A 19,856-nucleotide genomic window follows, 5' to 3' on the forward strand; every position below is an offset into this window, starting at 1 on the left:
GCTCCGGCCGCGCGTGCCGTCAGCCGCCGGAGCGGCCGAGCTCGTTGTCGATGAAGCTGAAGATGTCCTCGGCCGAGGCCGACTCCAGCCGGTCGGTCACGTCCTCCTGCTCCTCCTGCGCCGCGCTCTCGTTGAGCCGGGCCAGCAGCGTCTGCAGGCGGACGGAGACGCCCGCGCGCAGCGGGTCGTCGGGGGCGAGGCCCGGCAGCAGCTCCTCGAGCCGGTCCAGGGCGGCCGGCACCGGGTGCGGGGCGCCGGCGCCGTCGGGCGCGAGCTCGCGGTGCAGGAAGGCGGCGAGCGCGGCGGAGGTGGGGTGGTCGAAGACCAGGGTCGCGGGCAGCCGCGTACCCGCGGCGACGGTCAGGCGGTTGCGCAGCTCGACCGCGGTGAGCGAGTCGAAGCCCAGATCCTGGAAGGGCCGTTCCGGCTCGATGCCGGCCGCGTCCGCGTGGCCGAGCGTGGCCGCGACGGCGGTGCGGACGACGTCCAGCAGCAGCGCCTCCTGCTCGGGGGCCGTGAGCTGCGCCAGCTGTTCGGCGAGCGACTCGGTGCGTCCGCTCTGCGACTGCGCGGTGGGCCGGGGTGCCGCGGGGGTCACCAGGGCGCGCAGCAGCGCGGGTACGCGCGCCTGGGCCCGTACGGCCGCCGCCCCCACGGGGGTGCCGACCAGGGCCGCGCTGTCGTGGGCGAGGGCCCGGTCGAACAGCGAGTGGCCCTCGACGCGGGCGATGGGCCGGAAGCCGTCGCGCGCGAAGCGGTTGAGGTCGGCCTCGTCCAGGTCCTTGTTGATGCCGCCGGGCACCGACCACAGGCCCCAGGCCAGGGACGTGCCGGGCAGGCCGTGCGCCCGGCGGTGTTCGGCGAGGGCGTCGAGGAAGGCGTTGGCGGCGGCGTAGTTGGCCTGGCCCGGGCCGCCGAGGACGCCGGCGGCCGACGAGAACAGCACGAACGCGGCGAGGTCGAGGTCCTTCGTCAGCTCGTGCAGGTGCCAGGCCGCGTCGACCTTCGGCCGCAGCACGGCTGAGAGCCGCCCGGGGGTCAGGGAGGGCAGCAGGCCGTTGTCGAGGACGCCCGCGGTGTGCACGACACCGGTCAGCGGGTGCTCGGCGGGGATGCCCGCCAGCAGCGCGGCCAGCGCCTCGCGGTCGGCGACGTCGCAGGAGGCGACGGTGACCTCGGCGCCCAGGGACTGCAGGTCGGTGACGACCTCGGCCAGGCCCTCGGTGTCCGCGCCGGTACGGGAGGCCAGCAGCACCCGCGCGATGCCGTGCTCGGCCACCAGGTGCCGGGCGAACACCGCGCCGAGCGCGCCGGTACCGGTGATCAGCACCGTGCCGTCGGTGCGCCACGCCGGGCGGGGCGGCTTGAACTCGGGCGCGAGCAGGCGCCGGAGCCGGGGCAGCAGCAGTCTGCCGCCGCGCACGGCGGCCTGCGGCTCGCCGGAGACGACGAGTGCGGCCAGCAGCTCGGCGGTGTGGCTGCCGTCGGTGTCGGCGACCACGACCCGGTCGGGGGACTCGGACTGCGCGGAGCGCACCAGGCCCCACAGGGCGGCCGCGGCGAGGTCGGTGACGTCCTCGCCGGGGGCGGTGGCGACGGCGCCGCGGGTCAGGACGACCAGCGGGGTGGTGGCCAGGCGGTCCTCGGCCAGCCAGCGCTGGAGCAGGTCGAGGGCGCGGGCCGTCCCGGTGTGGACGGCCGGGGGCAGTTCCGTATTCCCGGGGGTGCCCGCCGGGGCCCAGGGCGCGAGCACCGCGTCCACCGGCGTTCCGGACTCCACCGCCGTGGCCACCTGCGCCGGGTCGAGGAAGCGCTGGGCCGCCAGGTCCTCGCCGGTGTCGCCGAGGTCGGTGTCGCCGAGGTCCGTGTCACCGAGGTCCGTGTCACCGAGCGTGCCCCACAGCGGGGTCTCGCCGGCCGGGGGGAGCTGGGCGGGGATCCAGTCGACGCGCAGCAGCGAGTCGCGGCCGGTGCTGTCGACCTGCGGGGTGAACTGGCCGCTGGGGATGTCGCGGAAGACGATCGACTCGACGCTGGCGACCGGTTCGCCCGCCATGTCGGTCAGTTCCAGCGCGACGCTGTTCGCGTCCAGCTCGGTCACCCGCGCCTGCACGGCCGTCGCGCCGGTGGCGTGCAGCCGCACGCCGTACCAGTCGGCGGGCACCGGAACGGTGCCGCCGGCCGGGTCGGCGGCCCTGACGGGCACGGCCGCGTCCAGCAGGACCGGGTGCAGGCCGTAGCGGCCGGCCTCCTCGTGCAGCTCCTCCGGCAGCCGGTACTCGATCGTCCGGCCCGTGCCCTGCGGCCGCTCGGCGGGCTCGGCGGTCCCGGGCAGGTAGTAGCCCTCGGCGTGCATGGTCCAGGGGGCGTCGGAGGAGTCGGGGCGCGAGTACAGGCACAGGCAGCGGCGCTCGGAGTCGTCGTGCGTGCCGGCGCGCACCTGCAGCTGCAGCGTCCCGTCCTCGGGCAGCACCAGCGGCACCTGCAGGTTGAGCTCGTCGATCACGGGGTAGCCGATCATGTCGCCGGCGTGGACGGCCAGTTCGACCAGCGCGGAGGCCGGCAGCACGGGCGAGCCGAGGACGACGTGGTCGGCGAGCCAGGGGTGGGTCTTCAGCGACAGGCGGCTGGCGAACAGCAGCTGGTTCGCTCCCGCCACGGTGATCGGCGAGCCTAGCACCGGGTGCTGCTTGCCGTCGGTACCGGCCGCGACGCCGAACGGGTCGGTCGCCACGGGCAGCTGCTCCAGCCAGAAGCGCTGGTGCTGGAAGGCGTACGTGGGCAGGTCCACCCGGCGCGCGCCGGTGCCGGCGAACAGGCCGGCCCAGTCCACGGCCGTGCCCCGGGCGTGCAGCTGCCCGAGCGCGGCGACGGCCGTGGCCGCCTCCGCACGCCCGGCGCGCAGCACGGGCACGGCCGCGGTGGCCTCGCCGGCACTGTCGCGGACCATCGCCGACAGCACCGGGTCGGGGCCCAGCTCCAGCAGGGTGGTGACGCCCTCCGCCTCCAGGGTGCGGGCCGCGTCCGCGAAGCGGACGGTGCCGCGCACCTGGTCGGCCCAGTAGCCGGCGCTGCGCAGCTCCTCGCCGGTGGCGACCCGGCCCGTCAGGGTGGAGACGACCAGGATCTCGGGGGCGCGGTAGGTCAGCGAGGCCGCGACCGCCCGGAACTCCTCCAGCATCCCGTCCATGTGGGGCGAGTGGAAGGCGTGGCTGACGGTCAGGCGCTTGGTCTTGCGGCCCCGCTCCTTCAGCCGGGCGGCGACCTCCTCGGCGGCGTCCGCGTCACCGGAGACCACCACGGCCTGCGGGCCGTTGACGGCGGCCACGGCCAGCCGGTCCGCGTACCCGGCCAGCAGCGGCAGCACCTCCTCCTCGGCCGCCTGGACGGCGATCATCGCGCCGCCGCCCGGCAGGGCCTGCATCAGCCGGGCCCGGGCCGCGACCAGCCGGGCCGCGTCGGGCAGCGACAGGACGCCGGCAACATGGGCGGCCGCGATCTCGCCGATGGAGTGCCCGGTCACGTAGTCCGGGCGCACGCCCCAGGACTCCACGAGGCGGAAGAGGGCGACCTCCAGGGCGAACAGGGCGGGCTGGGTGAAGCCGGTCGCATCCAGCAGCGCCGCCTCCTCGCCGCCCGCCCCTGCGAACATCACCTCGCGCAGTGGCCGGCCCAGCAGCGGGTCGAGCTCGGCGCACACCGCGTCCAGGGCCGCGGCGAAGACGGGGAACGCCGCGTACAGCTCGCGGCCCGCGCCCGCGCGCTGGGCGCCCTGCCCGGTGAACAGGAAGCCGGTACGGCCCGTGCCGCGCACCCCGCTCACCACACCCGCCCCCGGCGTGCCGTCGGCCAGCGAGGCGAGCCCGGCGAGCAGCCCGGCCCGGTCGGTGCCGGTGACCACGGCCCGGTGCTCCAGCGCCGCGCGGCCGGTGGCCAGGGACAGGCCCACGTCGGTGGGGGACAGCCCCGGATCGGCCTCGACGCGCTCCAGCAGCCGGCGGGCCTGCTCGCGCAGGGCCCCGGGCGTGTGCCCGGAGACGGGCCAGGGCACGGCGGGCAGTTCAGTGGTGACGGCGGGGGCGGCCGGCTCCACGGGCGCCTCGTCGTCGCCGTCCGGCGCGCCGGCCGTGGGCTGCTCGATGATGACGTGGGCGTTGGTGCCGCCGAAGCCGAAGGAGGACACCGCGGCGCGGCGCGGGCGGCCCGTCTCGGGCCACTTGCGCTCCTCGGTGAGCAGCTCCACGGCCCCCGACTCCCAGTCCACGTGCGGGGAGGGCTCCCCCAGGTGCAGGGTGCGCGGCAGCAGGCCGTGCTCCATGGCCTGGACCATCTTGATGACGCCGCCGACGCCTGCGGCGGCTTGGGCGTGTCCGATGTTGGATTTGAGGGAGCCGAGGTAGAGGGGACGGTCGGTGGGCCGGTCCTGGCCGTAGGTGGCGAGGAGTGCCTGTGCCTCGATGGGGTCGCCGAGGGTCGTACCGGTGCCGTGCGCCTCCACGGCGTCGACGTCGGAGGGTTGGAGTCCGGCGCTGGCGAGGGCTTGGCGGATGACGCGTTCCTGGGCGGGGCCGTTGGGTGCGGTCAGTCCGTTGGAGGCGCCGTCCTGGTTGACGGCGGAGCCGCGCAGGACGGCGAGGACGTGGTGGCCGTTGCGGCGGGCGTCGGAGAGGCGCTCGACGAGGAGGAGGCCCACGCCTTCCGCCCAGCCCGTGCCGTCCGCGTCCGCCGAGAACGACTTGCAACGGCCGTCCTTCGCCAGCCCCCGCAGCCGGGAGAACTCGATGAACGCCACCGGCGTCGACATCACCGTCGCCCCGCCCGCCAGCGCCAGGTCGCACTCCCCGCGCCGCAGCGCGTTCGCCGCCAGGTGCAGGGTGACCAGGGACGAGGAACAGGCGGTGTCCACGGTCACCGCCGGGCCCTCCAGCCCGTAGCTGTAGGCGAGCCGGCCGGAGGCGATGGAGCCGGCGCTACCGCTGAACAGGTAGCCCTCGAAGCCCTCCGGCGGCAGGTTCGGCCGGGAACCGTAGTCGTTGTACATCACGCCCGTGAACACGCCCGTCCGGCTGCCCCGCAGCCCCTCCGGGTCGATGCCGGCCCGCTCGAACGTCTCCCACGCCGTCTCCAGCAGCAGCCGCTGCTGGGGATCGGCCGCCAGCGCCTCGCGCGGCGACATCCCGAAGAAGGCGGGGTCGAACAGGTCGGCGTCGTGCAGGAAACCGCCCTCGCGGGAGTACGACTTGCCGACCTGGTCGGGGTCCGGGTCGTGCAGGGCGTCCACGTCCCAGCCGCGGTTCTCCGGGAACTCGGTGACGGCGTCCACACCGCCCGCGACCAGACGCCACAGGTCCTCGGGCGAGGCGACCCCGCCCGGGTAGCGGCAGGCCATGCCGACGATCGCGATCGGCTCCTGGTCCTTGCCCTCCACTTCGCGCAGGCGCTTGCGGGCGTCCCGGGCGTCGGCGATGGCCCGCTTGAGGTACTCGCGGAGTTTTACCTCGTCAGCCACGTGTGTTCAGCTCCTGGTGGTGTGCGGATGGGTGGGTTACTCAAGGCCGTCGAAGAGCGCGAAGAGCTCCTCGTCGCTCGCCTCGTCGAGGTCGGCGTTGTCGTCCGGCTCCTCCTCGGCAGCGGCCGCGGCAGCGCCGCCCGCCGCCTCGGCGGCCGCCAGCAGCTCGCGCAGCCGTACGGTGATGCGTTCGCGCTCGTCACCGCCGGCCGCGGCCGCCGTCTCGATCGCCGTGCGCAGCCCGTCGAGGCCGTCGAGCACCGGGTCGGCGGCGGACACCGGCCGGATGTCGAGGCGGTCCTCCAGGTGCGCGGCCAGCGCGGCCGGGCTGGGATGGTCGAAGACCAGCGTCGTCGGCAGCCGCAGGCCGGTCGCCTTGTTCAGCAGGTTGCGCAGTTCGACCGCCGTGAGCGAGTCGAAGCCCAGCTCCTGGAAGGGCCGTTCGGCACTGATGCCGGACGGGTCGGCGTGCCCGAGCACCTGGGCCACCTGTGCCCGGACCAGGTCGGTCAGCGCCCGGCCGCGCTCGGCCGGCGACAGCGCCGCCAGCCGCTCGGTGAGCGAACCGCCCCCCTCCGCCGCCGGGCCCGCCGCGGCGGCGCCGCGCTTGACCGGCGTACGGACCAGGCCGCGCAGCATCGGCAGTGGCTCCCCGCGGCGCAGGGCCGCGGTGTCCAGGCGGGTGACCGCGAGCACGGCCTCCCCGGTGGCCGGAGCGGCGTCGAACAGCTCCATGGCCTCCTTCGTCTGCAGCGGCAGCAGCCCGACCCGGGCCAGACGGCGCAGGTCCGCCTCCCCCAGGTGCCCGGCGATCGACCCCGTGTCCGCCCACAGGCCCCAGGCCAGGGAGACCGCGGGCAGCCCCTGGGCCCGGCGGTGGGCGGCGAGCGCGTCGAGGAACGCATTGCCGGCCGCGTAGTTCGACTGACCGGCCGTGCCGAGGAGACCGGCGACGGAGGAGTACAGCACGAACGCCGTCAGCGGCAGGTGCGCCGTCAGCTCGTGCAGGTGCCAGGCGGCGTCGACCTTCGGCCGCAGCACGGCCGTCAGCTGCTCCGGCGTCATCTGCGCCAGCACCCCGTCGTCGAGGACACCGGCGGTGTGCACGACGGCGGTCAGCGGATGCTCGGCCGGTACGCCTGCGACGACGGCGGCCAGCGCATCGGGGTCGGTCACGTCGACGGCTTCGACGGTCACGTGCGCGCCCAGCTCCGTGAGCTCGGCGCTCAGCTCGGCCGCGCCGGGAGCCTCGATGCCGCGGCGGCTGAGCAGCAGCAGACGGCGGGCGCCGTGCTGCGTGACCAGGTGCCGGGCCAGGATGCCGCCTAGGGCGCCCGTGGCGCCGGTCACCAGGACCGTGCCGGTGTCCCAGGCGGGCGCCGCGTCGGCAGTGCCGGTGCCGGTGCCGGTGCGCTCGGCGCGGGCCAGGCGGGGGACGAGGACGGTGCCGTTGCGTACGGCGGTCTGCGGCTCGCCGGTGGCGACGGCGGCGGCCAACTGGTCGGCCGTCGCCGCCTCGTCGAGGTCGATCAGGGCGATGCGGCCGGGGTTCTCGTTCTGCGCGGAGCGGAGCAGGCCCCAGAGGCCCGCGTGGGCGAGGTCGGTGACGTCCTCGGTGCCGGCGGCGATGGCGCGATGGGTCGTTATGACGAGGCGGGAGTCCGCGAAGCGGTCGTCCTTGAGCCAGTCCTGGGCGAGGTGCATTGCGCTGTGCAGCGCGGCGTGGGCGGCGGTGACGGTTTCGCCGTCGGCCGCCGGGGCCTGGACGACCACGGTGGTGGGCGTCTCTGCCCCGGCGTCGACCGCCGCGCGGAGGGCGGCGAGGTCGTCGTACGACGGGGTTTCGTCGCCGGGTGCGGGCCGGTGGGTGAGTTGTGCCCACCCGTTCCGCCCTGCGGAACGCCTGCCCACAACTCGCTGCCACGTCACCTTGAACAGGCCGTCCGGCGACGTGGTCGTCGCCAAAGCCTCCCTCGACAACGGGCGCAGGGCGAGGGAATCGATCGTGGCCACCGGGGTGTTCGTGGTGTCGGTCACCGTGAGGGTGGCCAGGAGTGTGGTGGGGTCGGGCCGGTCGAGGGTCAGGCGGACGCGCAGCACCGTGGCGCCCGTGGCGTGGACCGTGGCGCCCGCCCACGAGAACGGCAGCCACGAGGGGCCGTCCTCGTCCGTCACGCCCGGCAGGAGCGGGTGCAGCGCGGCGTCGAGCAGGGCGGGGTGCAGGGCGAACGACGCGGCGTCGGGGCGCAGGTCGTCGGCGAGGGCGACCTCGGCGAACAGTTCGCCCTCGCCCCGCCACAGGCGGCGCAGGCCGCGGAACGCCGGCCCGTACCCGTAGCCGCCCTCCGCGAGCCGCTCGTACGCGCCCTCCAGCGGGACCTCCGTCACCCCGGCGGGCGGCCACGCCGCCATCCCCTGGCCGGCGGCGCGGCCGGGGGCGAGGGTGCCGGTGGCGTGCAGGACCCACGGACGGTCGTCGTCGCCGTCGTCGGGCCGGGAGTGGACGGTGACGGCGCGGCGCCCGTCGTCCTCGGCGGCGCCGACGGCGAGCTGGAGCCGGATGGCGCCGCTTTCGGGCAGGACGAGCGGTGCGGCGAGGGTGAGTTCCTCGACGGAGTCGCAGCCGGCCTGTTCGCCGGCGCGCAGGGCCATCTCCAGCAGGCCGGTGCCCGGCAGGAGCACCGCGCCGAGGACGGCGTGGTCGGCGAGCCAGGGGTGGGTGCGGCGGGAGACGCGCCCGGTGAAGAGGTACTCGTCGCGCTCGGCGAGCTGGACCGCCGCCCCCAGCAGGGGGTGCCCGGCCGCGCCCAGGCCGAGGCCCTCGGCGCCGGCCCCGGCCGTGGCGGGGGCGTCGAGCCAGTACCGCTGGTGCCGGAAGGCGTACGTGGGCAGCGGCACCCGGCGGGCGCCGGGGAAGATGGCGGACCAGTCGGTGCGCACGCCCCGGGCGGCCAGCAGGGCGAAGGCCGCGGCGGTCGTGTGCTCCTCCGGCCGGCCCCGGCGCAGGGCGGGGGCGAGCGAGCCGGCCTCGCCGGTCAGGCTCTCCTCGACGAGGGCGGTGAGGACTCCGTCGGGGCCGAGTTCGAGCCAGTCGGTGACGCCCTGCTCCTCCAGGTACCGCACGCCGTCCAGGAAGCGGACGGCGCCGCGGATGTGGCGCGCCCAGTAGTCGGGCGAGGTGAGGTCCTCGGTGGTGGCGAGGGTGCCGGTGACGTTGGAGACGACGGGGATGCGCGGGGCGTGGAAGGTGAGCCCGGCGGCGACGGCCCGGAACTCCTCCAGGACGTCGTCCATGTGCGGGGAGTGGAAGGCGTGGCTCACCGACAGCCGCCTGGTCTTGGCGCCGCGCTCGCGCCACAGGGCGACAAGGGCGTCGACGGCGTCCTCGTCGCCGGAGACGACGACGGAACGCGGGCCGTTGACGCCGGCGACGGCCACGCGCTCGTCGTCCGCGTAGGCCGCGAGCGTCGCGACGACGTCGTCCTCGCCCGCCTGGATGGCGGCCATGGCGCCCCCGTCGCGCGCCGCCTGCATCAGGCGGCCGCGCTCGGCGACGAGGTGGCAGGCGTCGGGCAGGTCCAGGACGCCGGCCAGGTGCGCGGCGGTGACCTCGCCGATCGAGTGCCCCAGCAGGTAGTCGGGGACGAGCCCGCGGTGCTCGGCGAGGCGGAACAGCGCGGTCTCCACGGCGAACAGGGCCGCCTGCGTGAACAGCGTCATGTCCAGCAGCGCCGCGTCGGGCGAGCCCTCGGCCGCGAAGAGCACGCTCTTCAGCGGGCGCGGCAGCTCGCTGTCCAGGTGGGCGCACACCGCGTCGAGGGCGGCGGCGAAGACCGGCGACGCCGCGTACAGCTCACGGCCCATGCCCAGCCGCTGCGAGCCCTGCCCGGTGAACAGGAACGCGGTCCTCCCGCGCCCCGACCCGGTGGCGCGCACCACCGCCGGCGAGGACTCGCCGCGCGCCAGCGCCTCCAGCCCGGCCAGCAGCTCGGCGCGGCCGGCGCCGACGACGGCCGCCCGGTGCTCGTGCAGGGCCCGGGTGGTGGCCAGCGCGTGGCCGATGTCGGCCGGGTCGGCCTCCGGGTGGGCGGTGACGTGGGCGTGCAGACGCTCGGCCTGGGCCCGCAGCGCCTCCTCGCCGCGGCCGGACAGCAGCCACGGCAGGACGCCGCCGGCCGCGGGACGCTCGTCCGCGGTTTCCTCGCTCGGGGGCTGCTCGATGATGATGTGCGCGTTGGTGCCGCTGATGCCGAACGAGGAGACTGCGGCGCGGCGCGGGCGGTCCGCGTCGGGCCAGGCCCGCTCCTCGGTGAGCAGTTCGATCGCGCCGGCCTCCCAGTCGACGTGCGGGGAGCGCTCGTCGGCGTGCAGGGTGCGCGGGAGGACTCCGTGGTCCATGGCCTGGATCATCTTGATGATCCCGCCGACGCCTGCGGCGGCTTGGGCGTGTCCGATGTTGGACTTGAGGGAGCCGAGGTAGAGGGGACGGTCGGTGGGCCGGTCCTGGCCGTAGGTGGCGAGGAGTGCCTGCGCCTCGATGGGGTCGCCCAGGGTCGTACCGGTGCCGTGCGCCTCTACGGCGTCGATGTCGGAGGGCTGGAGTCCGGCGCTGGCGAGGGCCTGGCGGATCACTCGCTCCTGTGCCGGTCCGTTGGGTGCGGTCAGTCCGTTGGAGGCGCCGTCCTGGTTGACGGCGGAGCCGCGCAGGACGGCGAGGACGTGGTGGCCGTTGCGGCGGGCGTCGGAGAGGCGCTCGACGAGGAGCAGGCCCACGCCCTCCGCCCAGCCCGTGCCGTCCGCGTCCGCCGAGAACGACTTGCAGCGCCCGTCGGGCGACAGCCCGCGCTGCCGGCTGAACTCGATGAACACGTGCGGGCCGGCCATCACCGTCACACCGCCCGCCAGCGCCAGGTCGCACTCGCCCGACCGCAGCGCGTTCGCCGCCAGGTGCAGGGCCACGAGGGAGGACGAGCAGGCGGTGTCCACGGTCACCGCCGGGCCCTCCAGCCCGTACGTGTACGACAGCCGGCCCGAGACGACGCTGGAGAGGTTGCCCGCGAGCAGGAAGCCCTCGAACTCCTCCGGCGTGCCCGCCAGCCGGGAGGCGTAGTCGTCGTACATGGCACCGGTGAACACACCGGTGTTGGAGCCGCGCACGGTGGCCGGGTCGATGCCCGCGCTCTCGAACGTCTCCCACGCCGTCTCCAGCAGCAGCCGGTGCTGCGGATCCGTCGCGGTCGCCTCGCGCGGCGAGATCCCGAAGAACTCCCGGTCGAACAGGTCGGCTTCGTGCAGGAAACCGCCGTGCCGGACGTACGAGCTGCCGGTCCGCTCCGGGTCCGGGTCGTACAGCGCGTCCAGGTCCCAGCCGCGGTTGACGGGGAACTCGCTGATCGCGTCCACGCCGTCGGCGACCAGACGCCACAGGTCCTCGGGGGAGGCCACGCCTCCGGGGTAGCGGCAGGCCATGCCGACGATCGCGATCGGCTCGTCGGTGGTGGCGGCCCGTACGGCCGGTACGGCGCTCTTGGGACCGCTGTCCGCCACCTTGGAGAGCAGGTACGCGGCCAGGGCGGCCGGGGACGGGTGGTCGAAGACGACCGTGGTCGGCAGGCGCAGGCCGGTGGCAGCGTTCAGGCGGTTGCGCAGCTCGACACCGGAGAGGGAATCGAAACCGAGCTCCTTGAAAGCCCGCTCCGGGTCGATGCCTGCGGGCGTGGCGTGACCCAGGACGCCCGCCACGACGCCGCGCACCAGGTCGGTGACCGCCGCCGCACGCTCCTCCTGCGGCAGGGCCGCCATCGACTGCGCCCAGCCGCCCGCGGGGGTGGCCGCCGCCTGCGCGGTACGGCGGGCGGGCCGCGCCCGCACGAGGCCGCGCATGAGCGCGGGCGGGGCGTCGGCGAACGCGGCGAGGTTCAGCGAAGCCGGTACGTACAGGGCCGCGCCACCGGACAGGGCGGCGTCGAACAGGGCCAGGCCCTGCGCCGGAGTCAGCGGCGCGACACCGGCACGCGTCCAGCGCGCCAGGTCGGCGGCGCCGAGCGTGCCGCCCATGCCGTGGGTGGCGTCCCACAGACCCCAGGCCAGCGACGTGGCGGCGAGACCCTTCGCCTGGCGGTGGGCGGCGAGGGCGTCCAGGTAGGTGTTGGCGGCGGCGTAGTTGGCCTGGCCGGCGGTGCCGGTGATACCGGAGACGGAGGAGAACAGGACGAAGGCGGCCAGGTCGAGGCCCGCGGTCAGCTCGTGCAGGTGCCGGGCGGCATCCACCTTCGGCCGCAGCACGGTGTCCAACTGCTCCTCGGACAACGCCTCGACGGTGGCGTCGTCCAGGACACCGGCGGTGTGCACGACCGCAGTGAGCGGATGCGCACCGTCGACGCGGGCGAGGAGCGCCTCGACGTCACTGCGGACGGCGGCATCGGCGGCGACGACGGTGACGCGCGCGCCGAGGGCTTCGAGCTCGGCGACGAGCTCGGCGGCGCCGGGGGTGGCGGTGCCGCGGCGGCTACTGAGCAGCAGGTGGCGTATGCCGTGCGCGGCGACGAGGTGCCGGGCGAAGAGGGCCCCGAGGCCGCCGGTGCCGCCGGTTATGAGGACGGTGCCGCGAGGGTCGAGGGCCCGGCCCTCGCCGCGGCCCTCGCCGCGGGCCGCGCTGCGCGCGGCGGGGCCGTCCGTGGCGGGCGTCTCATCGCCGGGTGCGGCCCGGTGGGCCGGTTGTGCCCACCCTCCCCCAGCTACCGCTGGGAGGTGCCCCCATCGCCCAGCGGGACGATTGCCCACAACCGGTGTGGTGGACGCCGTGCCCGCAACCGGCGGCCGGTTGTCCGGCGCGCCTGCCGCGCTCTGCGCGGCTGCGGCCGGGGTCGGCGGGGCCGTGTCCGCAACCGGAGGCCGGCTGCCCGGCGCGCTTGCCGCGCTCTGCGCGGCGGCGCTGCTCGTGACCGGCGCGGTCGGGCCGCTTGCCGCGCTCTGCGCGGCTGTGGCCGGGGTGCGGGGCAGAGCCCCGTGGGCTTCCCCTTCGGGGTCCGGGGCGGAGCCCCGGTTTCGGGAAGGGGCGGGGTGGGGGAAATCTCCCGCCCGCACCAGCCGTGGCACCCGCAGCTCCCCACCCCGTACCGCCACCTGCGGCTCGTCCGTGGCCAGGGCCGAGGCCAGGAGGGCGCGGTCCGCACCGGAGGGCTCCGCGTCGATCAGCGCGAAGCGCTCGGGGTGCTCCGACTGGGCCGCCCGTACCAGGCCCCACACCGGCGCCGACGCCAGGCCGCTCGCGTCCTCGTCCGGGCCGGTCGCCACCGCGCCGCGCGTGACGAACACCAAGCGGGAGCCGTCCAGGCGCTCGTCGGCCAGGAATGCCTGGATCAGGCGCAGTGCGCGGCGGGTCTCGGCGCGGGGGTCGTCCGTGTCCGTCGTCGGCGCGACAACAACCTCCGGCGCCGTGCCGTCGAACGTCGGCAGTTCGTCGCCGGCCGTCTCGGCCCAGGTCACGGCGGAGCCGTCCGGTGCGGCGATGGCCGGCCAGTGGACGGTGAACAGCGCGTCCGGCGCGTCCGGCGCGAGCCGCGCCTTGTCCACCGGGCGCAGGGTGAGGGCGCCCACGGAGGCGACCGCCTGCCCCGCCGCATCGGCGAGCTCGATGGTGACCGTGTCGGTGCCCGCCGGCGCGATGCGCACGCGCAGTGCCGTGGCTCCGGCCGCGTGCAGCGCGACGTCGGTCCAGGCGAAGGGGAGCCGGATCTGCTCCGGTGCCGTGGGGTCGGCGGTGGCCAGTACCAGCGGGTGCAGGACGGCGTCGAAGAGGGCGGGGTGGAGGGCGTAGGAGCCGGCGGCTTCGGTCAGTTCGGCCGGCAGGGCCACTTCCGCGTACGTCTCCTCGCCCGCGCGCCATACGGCCCGCAGGCCCTGGAAGGCGGGGCCGTAGCCGTAGCCGAGGGCGGCGAGGCGTTCGTAGACGTCGGTGAGGGGTTCGGCGACGGCGCCGGTGGGGGGCCAGGTGGTGGGGCCGGTAACGGCGGGGGCGGGGGCGGCGGTTGCCGCGAGGGTGCCGGCGGCGTGCAGGGTCCAGGGCGTGTCGGGGCCGTCGGGGCGGGCGTGGACGGTGAAGGTGCGGCTGCCGGCCGCGTCGGGGGAGGTGACGGCGATCTGGAGGCGGACGGCGCCGCGTTCGGGCAGGGGGAGGGGGGCGCGCAGGGTGAGTTCTTCGATGCGGCCGGCGCCGGCGCGGTCGGCGGCGGCGACGGCGAGTTCGAGGAAGGCGGTGGCGGGGACCAGGACGGTGCCGTCGATGGCGTGGTCGGCGAGCCAGGGGTGGGTGGCGAGGGCGAGGCGGCTGGTGAGGAGGAGTTCGTCGCGGTCGGCGAGGTCGACGGCGGTGGCGAGGAGGGGGTGTCCGGCGACGTCGAGGCCGAGGCTGCGGGCGTCGCCGGCCGGGCGGGCGGTGAGCCAGTAGTGCTCGCGCTGGAAGGCGTAGGTGGGCAGGTCGGCGGGCGTGGCACCGGGGAAGAAGGAGGCGGTGTCCAGGGGGGCGCCGGCGACGTGGGCGGCGGCGACGCCGCCTGCGAACTGCTCGGTCTCGGGTCGTCCGGTCCGCAGCAGGGCCACGGCGGTGGCGCCGTCGTCGTCACCTAGGGTGGCGCGTGCCATGGCGGTGAGCACCGGATCGGGGCCGATCTCGACGAAGACGGTGGCGCCGGCCTCCCGCAGGGCCCGGACGGCGTCGGCGAAGCGGACGGCTTCGCGGATCTGGCCGGTCCAGTACTCGGGTGAGGTGAGCTGCTCGGGGTCCGCGACGGCTCCGGTGACGGTGGAGACGAGCGGGATGCGCGGGGCGTGGAAGGTGAGCCCCTCGGCCACCGTCCGGAATTCCTCCAGGACGTCGTCCATGTGCGGGGAGTGGAAGGCGTGGCTGACGGTGAGCCGGTGGGTCTTGGCGCCCCGCTCGCGCCACGTCGCCGCGACGGCTTCGCAGGCGTCCTCGTCGCCGGAGATCACCACGGCGTCGGGGCCGTTGACGGCGGCCAGGGACACCGCGCCCTCGTGTCCGGCGAGCGTGGCCGCGACGTCGGCCTCGGCCGCCCGGATGGCGATCATTGCACCGCTGGCGCGTGCGGACTGCATGAGGCGGCCGCGGGCGGCGACGAGCGTGGCGGCGTCGGTCAGGGACAGCACGCCGGCGACGTGGGCGGCGGCGAGTTCGCCGATGGAGTGGCCGGCGACGAGGTCGGGGGTCAGCCCGTGGTGTTCGAGGAGCCGGTAGAGGGCGACTTCGAGGGCGAAGAGGGCGGGCTGGGTGTACCGGGTCTCGTCGAGGCCCTCGCCGGTGTCGACGACCTCGCGCAGGGGCCGTTCCAGCAGGGGGTCGAGGGCGGCGGCGACGGCGTCGAAGGCGGCGGCGAAGGCCGGGTGGGCGGCGTACAGTTCGCGGCCCATGCCGGTGCGCTGGGCGCCCTGGCCGGTGAAGAGGAATGCGGTGCGGCCGGCGCGGGCGGCGCTGCCGGTGACGAGGTTCGGCGCGCTGCCCCCGGCCGCGAGGGCGTCGAGGCCGGCGAGGAACTCCTCGGTCGTGCGGCCGGTGACGGCGGCCCGCCGGTCGAAGAGGCTGCGGCCGGTGGCCAGGGTGAGCCCGACGCCGCCGGGGTGGACGCCACTGTCGGCGACGTGGTCGCGCAGCCGGGCGGCCTGCTCGCGCAGGGCGGCGTCGTCGTGGGCGGAGAGCACCCAGGGGGCGGGTACGGCCAGGTCGCCGCCCGCGACGGTGTCGGGCGCGGGGTCGCCCTGTTCGAGGACGACGTGGGCGTTGGTGCCGCTGATGCCGAAGGAGGAGACGGCGGCGCGGCGCGGCCGGTCGACGGCTGGCCAGGGGCGTTCGGTGGTGAGGAGCTGCAGTGCGCCGGCGTTCCAGTCGACGTGGCTGGTGGGGGTGTCGGCGTGGAGGGTGCGCGGCAGGATGCCGTGCTCCATGGCCTGGATCATCTTGATGACGCCGCCGACGCCGGCGGCGGCCTGCGTGTGGCCGATGTTGGACTTGAGGGAGCCGAGGTGGACGGGCTCGTCGCGGTCGCGGCCGTAGGTGGCCTGGAGGGCCTCGGCCTCGATGGGGTCGCCGAGGCGGGTGCCGGTGCCGTGGGCCTCGACGGCGTCGACGTCGGCCGGCTGCAGGCCGGCGTCGGCGAGGGCGGCGCGGATGACGCGCTGCTGGGAGGGGCCGTTGGGGGCGGTGAGGCCGTTGGAGGCGCCGTCCTGGTTGACGGCGGAGCCGCGGATGACGGCGAGGACGCGGTGACCGTTGCGGCGGGCGTCGGAGAGGCGTTCGACGAGGAGCAGGCCGACGCCTTCGGCCCAGGAGGTGCCGTCGGCGTCCTCGGCGAAGGACTTGGAGCGGCCGTCGGGGGCCAGGCCGCGCTGCCGGGAGAACTCGACGAACATGCCCGGCGAGGACATCACCGTCGCGCCGCCCGCGAGGGCCAGCGTGGATTCGCCGGAGCGCAGGGAGCGCACGGCGAGGTGGAGGGCGACGAGGGAGGAGGAGCAGGCGGTGTCGACGGTGACGGCGGGGCCGACGAGGCCGAGCTGGTAGGCGATGCGGCCGGACATGACGCTGGGCGTGGTGCCGGTGAGCAGGTGGCCTTCGACGCTCTCGGGTGCGTCGTGCATGCGCGGCCCGTAGTCGAGGGGGGTGGCGCCGACGAAGACGCCGGTGCGGGTGCCCTTGAGGCGGGCGGCGTCGATGCCGGCGCGCTCGACGGCCTCCCAGGCGGTCTCCAGCAGCAGGCGCTGCTGGGGGTCCATGGCGAGGGCTTCGCGGGGGGAGATGCCGAAGAAGGCGGCGTCGAAGCGGGCGGCGTCGTGGAGGAAGCCGCCTTCGCGCACGGTGGACTTGCCGGTGCGGGCGGGGTCGGGGTCGTACAGCTCCTCGTCCCAGCCGCGGTCGGTGGGGAAGCCGCCGACGGCGTCCACGCCGCCTGCGACCAGGCGCCACAGGTCCTCGGGGGTGGTGACGCCGCCGGGGTAGCGGCAGGCCATGCCGATGACGGCGATGGGCTCGTCGGGCTCGCCGGCGGTGTGCGCGGCGTCGTCCGGGCCGTCGGCGATGCCGGTGAGTTCGGCCTCCAGGTACGCGGCGAGGGCGGCCGGGGTGGGGTGGTCGAAGAGCAGGCCGCTGGGCAGGCGCAGGCCGGTGGCCTCGGCGAGGTTGCCGCGCAGCTCGACGGACATCAGGGAGTCGAAGCCGAGCTCCTTGAAGGGCGCGCCGGTCTCGACGGCCTGCCCGGGCCCGTACTCCAGGACGGCGGCGACGTGCGCGCCGACCAGGTCGGCGACGGCGCGGGCGCGCTCGGCGGCGGGCAGGGCGGCGAGACGGGCGCCGAGTTCGCCGCGGGGGGCGGCCGGGGCGGCCGGTGCGGCCTGCGTGGCGGCGCGGGCGGGCAGGGCGGCGGCGGTGCGGCCGGCGGCGCCGTCGATCCAGTGCCGTTCGCGCTGGAAGGCGTACGTGGGCAGGGGCACCCGGCCGGTGGGGGTGCCGGCGAAGGCGGTGGCGAGGTCGACGGCGGCGCCGCGCACGAAGAGGGTGGCCAGGGCGGTGAGCAGGGTGGGGGCCTCGCCGCGGCCGGTGCGCAGGGCGGGTACGGCGGCAGCGGCGCCGGCGTCGCGCAGGGAGCCGGTGACCATGGCGGAGCACACGCCGTCGGGGCCGAGTTCGAGGAAGGTGGTGACGCCGGCGTCCTCCAGGGCGCGGGTGGCGTCGGCGAAGCGCACGGGCCGGGCGACGTGGTCGACCCAGTAGCCGGGGGTGGCCCACTGGTCGTCGGTGACGATCTCGCCGGTCACGGTGGAGACGGCGGCGATGCGCGGGGTGTGGAAGTCCAGGCCGGCCACGACCGCGCGGAACTCCTCCAGCATGGGGCGCATGAGGGGGGAGTGGAAGGCGTGGCTGACGGTCAGGCGCTTGGTCCTGCGGCCCTGCTCCTTCAGCCGGGCGGCGATCTCCTCGGCGGCGGCCTCGGCGCCGGCGACGACGACGGACCGCGGGCCGTTGACGGCGGCGACGCTCACCTCGTCCTCGCGGCCGGCGAGCAGCGGCAGCACCTCGTCCTCGGCGGCCTCGACGGCGATCATTGCGCCGCCGGCCGGCAGGGCCTGCATCAGCCGGCCGCGGGCGGTGACGAGCGTGGCGGCGTCGGCCAGGGACAGCACGCCGGAGACGTGGGCGGCGGCGATCTCGCCGATGGAGTGCCCGGCCACGTAGTCCGGGCGCACGCCCCAGGACTCGACGAGGCGGAAGAGGGCGACCTCGACGGCGAACAGGGCGGGCTGGGTCCAGGCGGTGTCGTCCAGGCCCTCGCCACCGGCGATCACCTCGCGCAGCGGCCGGGGCAGGTGGGCGTCGAGGGCGGCGCAGACCTCGTCGTAGGCGGCGGCGAAGACGGGGAACGCGGCGTGCAGCTCCTCGCCCATGCCGGCGCGCTGGGCGCCCTGGCCGGTGAAGACCACGCCCAGCAGGCCGGGCTGGACGGTGCCGGTGACCACGTTCGGGGCGGGGGTGCCGGCGGCGAGCGCGCCGAGGCCGGCGAGCAGCGCGGCGCGGTCCTCGCCGAGCACCACGGCGCGGTGGTCGAAGACGGTGCGGGAGGTCAGGAGCGCGTGCCCGATGCCGGCGGGGGAGGCTCCGGCGTCGGCGGCGACGTGGGCCTGCAGCTTCTGCGCCTGGGCGGCGAGCGCGCCGCGGGTGCGGGCGGAGACCGCCCAGGGGGTCACCGCCGGCCCGGGGCCGGCCTCGGGGAGGGGCGCGGGGGCGGGGGCGGAGGTGAGGACGACGTGGGCGTTGGTGCCGCCCATGCCGAAGGAGGAGACGCCGGCGATGCGCTCCGCGTCGCCGCCCGGCCAGTCGGTGAGCTCGCGCTGGACGGCGAGGCCGAGTTCGGCGAGCGGGATCCTGGGGTTGGGGGTTTCGAAGTTGAGGCTGGGCGGCAGCTGGCCGTGGTCGAGGGCGAGGAGCGTCTTGAGCAGGCCGACGATGCCGGCGGCGCCTTCGAGGTGGCCGACGTTGGTCTTGGCGGAGCCGACGAGCAGCGGGGTGCCGCAGGTGCGGCCGGTGCCGGCGACGGCGCCGAGGGCGGCGGCCTCGATGGGGTCGCCGACGGGGGTGCCGGTGCCGTGGAGCTCGACGTACTGCACGCGGGCCGGCTCGATGCCGGCCTTCTGGTAGGCCTCGCGCAGCACCTGTTCCTGCGCGCTCTGGCTGGGCACGGTCAGGCCGGGAGTGGTGCCGTCGTTGTTGACGGCGCTGCCGCGGATGACGCCGTAGACGTGGTCGCCGTCGGCGAGGGCGGCGGCGAGCGGCTTGAGGACGACCACGCCGCCGCCCTCGCCGCGGACGAAGCCGTTGGCGCGGGCGTCGAAGGTGTAGGCGGTGCCGTCGGGGGAGAGCCCGCCGAAGCGCTCCTCGGTGACCGCGGCCTCGGCGAGGATGTTGAGGTTGACGCCGGCGGCGAGGGCCATGGCCGATTCGCCGCTGCGCAGCGACTCGCAGGCCAGGTGGACGGCGACGAGCGAGGAGGACTGGGCGGCGTCGACGGTCAGGCTCGGCCCGCGCAGGCCGAGGTGGTACGAGACGCGATTGGCGATGACGCCGCGGTTGACGCCGGTCATCGTGTGCTGGGTGAGGGCCGCTTCGCCGTGCTGGTGCAGCAAGGAGGCGTAGTCGTCGCGCAGCGTGCCGACGAAGACGGCGGTGCGGCTGCCCTCGAGGTCGCCGGGGACGATGCCGGCGTCCTCCAGGGCCTCCCAGGCGAGTTCGAGGACGAGCCGCTGCTGCGGGTCCATGGTGGCGGCCTCGCGGGGCGAGATGCCGAAGAAGGCGGCGTCGAAGGCGTCGACGCGGTCGAGGAAGCCGCCGCGCCGCGCGCCGCCGGCCGGCCGCTCGGGGGTGTCCTGCCCGTCGAGGACGGAGACCCAGCGGTCCTCGGGTACGTCGGTGATGGCGCTGGAGGCGCTGCGCAGCAGCTCCCAGAAGGCGGCCGCATCCGGTGCCTGGGGGAGCCGGCAGGACAGGCCGACCACCGCGACGGCTTCAAGGTCGTGCTTCTTCGTCATCGCGCTCGACAGCCCTTTCTCGGCAGAATTCCGCAACCGCACAAAGGCGTTTAGGGAAACGTGGAAAGCGCAACGATCGTAGGTGCGGGGTCTCCAGCGGAACTTCTGCGTGCGGTCACGGCACGGTAATCGCCGTGATGGCAAGGGGCGGTGGGTCCGCCGTGACCCGGCGGTGAGCGTTTGGCGGAATGCGCCCCGTTATTGTCCGACTGCGATTTCCCGCACCGGGCCGGAACTCGTCCCTACCCGAAAGAAG

At 75.9% G+C, this 19,856-nt stretch carries 1 protein-coding gene and 1 pseudogene; both read right to left on the reverse strand.

What is annotated here, in order from left to right:
• Nucleotides 1–19: 19 nt before the first annotated feature.
• A pseudogene (locus tag ABD361_RS04065) lies at nucleotides 20–5,491 on the reverse strand (SDR family NAD(P)-dependent oxidoreductase); the annotation flags it as partial.
• A 54-nt stretch (nucleotides 5,492–5,545) separates the two neighbouring features.
• Nucleotides 5,546–19,600, reverse strand: a complete 14,055-nt coding sequence (locus ABD361_RS04070; protein ID WP_344433254.1) for a type I polyketide synthase — start codon at nucleotides 19,598–19,600, stop codon at nucleotides 5,546–5,548.
• Between the last annotated feature and the right edge of the window lie 256 nt (nucleotides 19,601–19,856).

It is taken from the genome of Streptomyces luteosporeus, from assembly GCF_039532865.1.
Taxonomy (GTDB): Bacteria; Actinomycetota; Actinomycetes; order Streptomycetales; family Streptomycetaceae; genus Streptomyces; species Streptomyces luteosporeus.

Bases quoted from the DNA above. Each gene is read 5' to 3' on its own strand.
- ABD361_RS04070 (WP_344433254.1), bottom strand. From the start codon at position 19,600: ATGACGAAGAAGCACGACCTTGAAGCCGTCGCGGTGGTCGGCCTGTCC.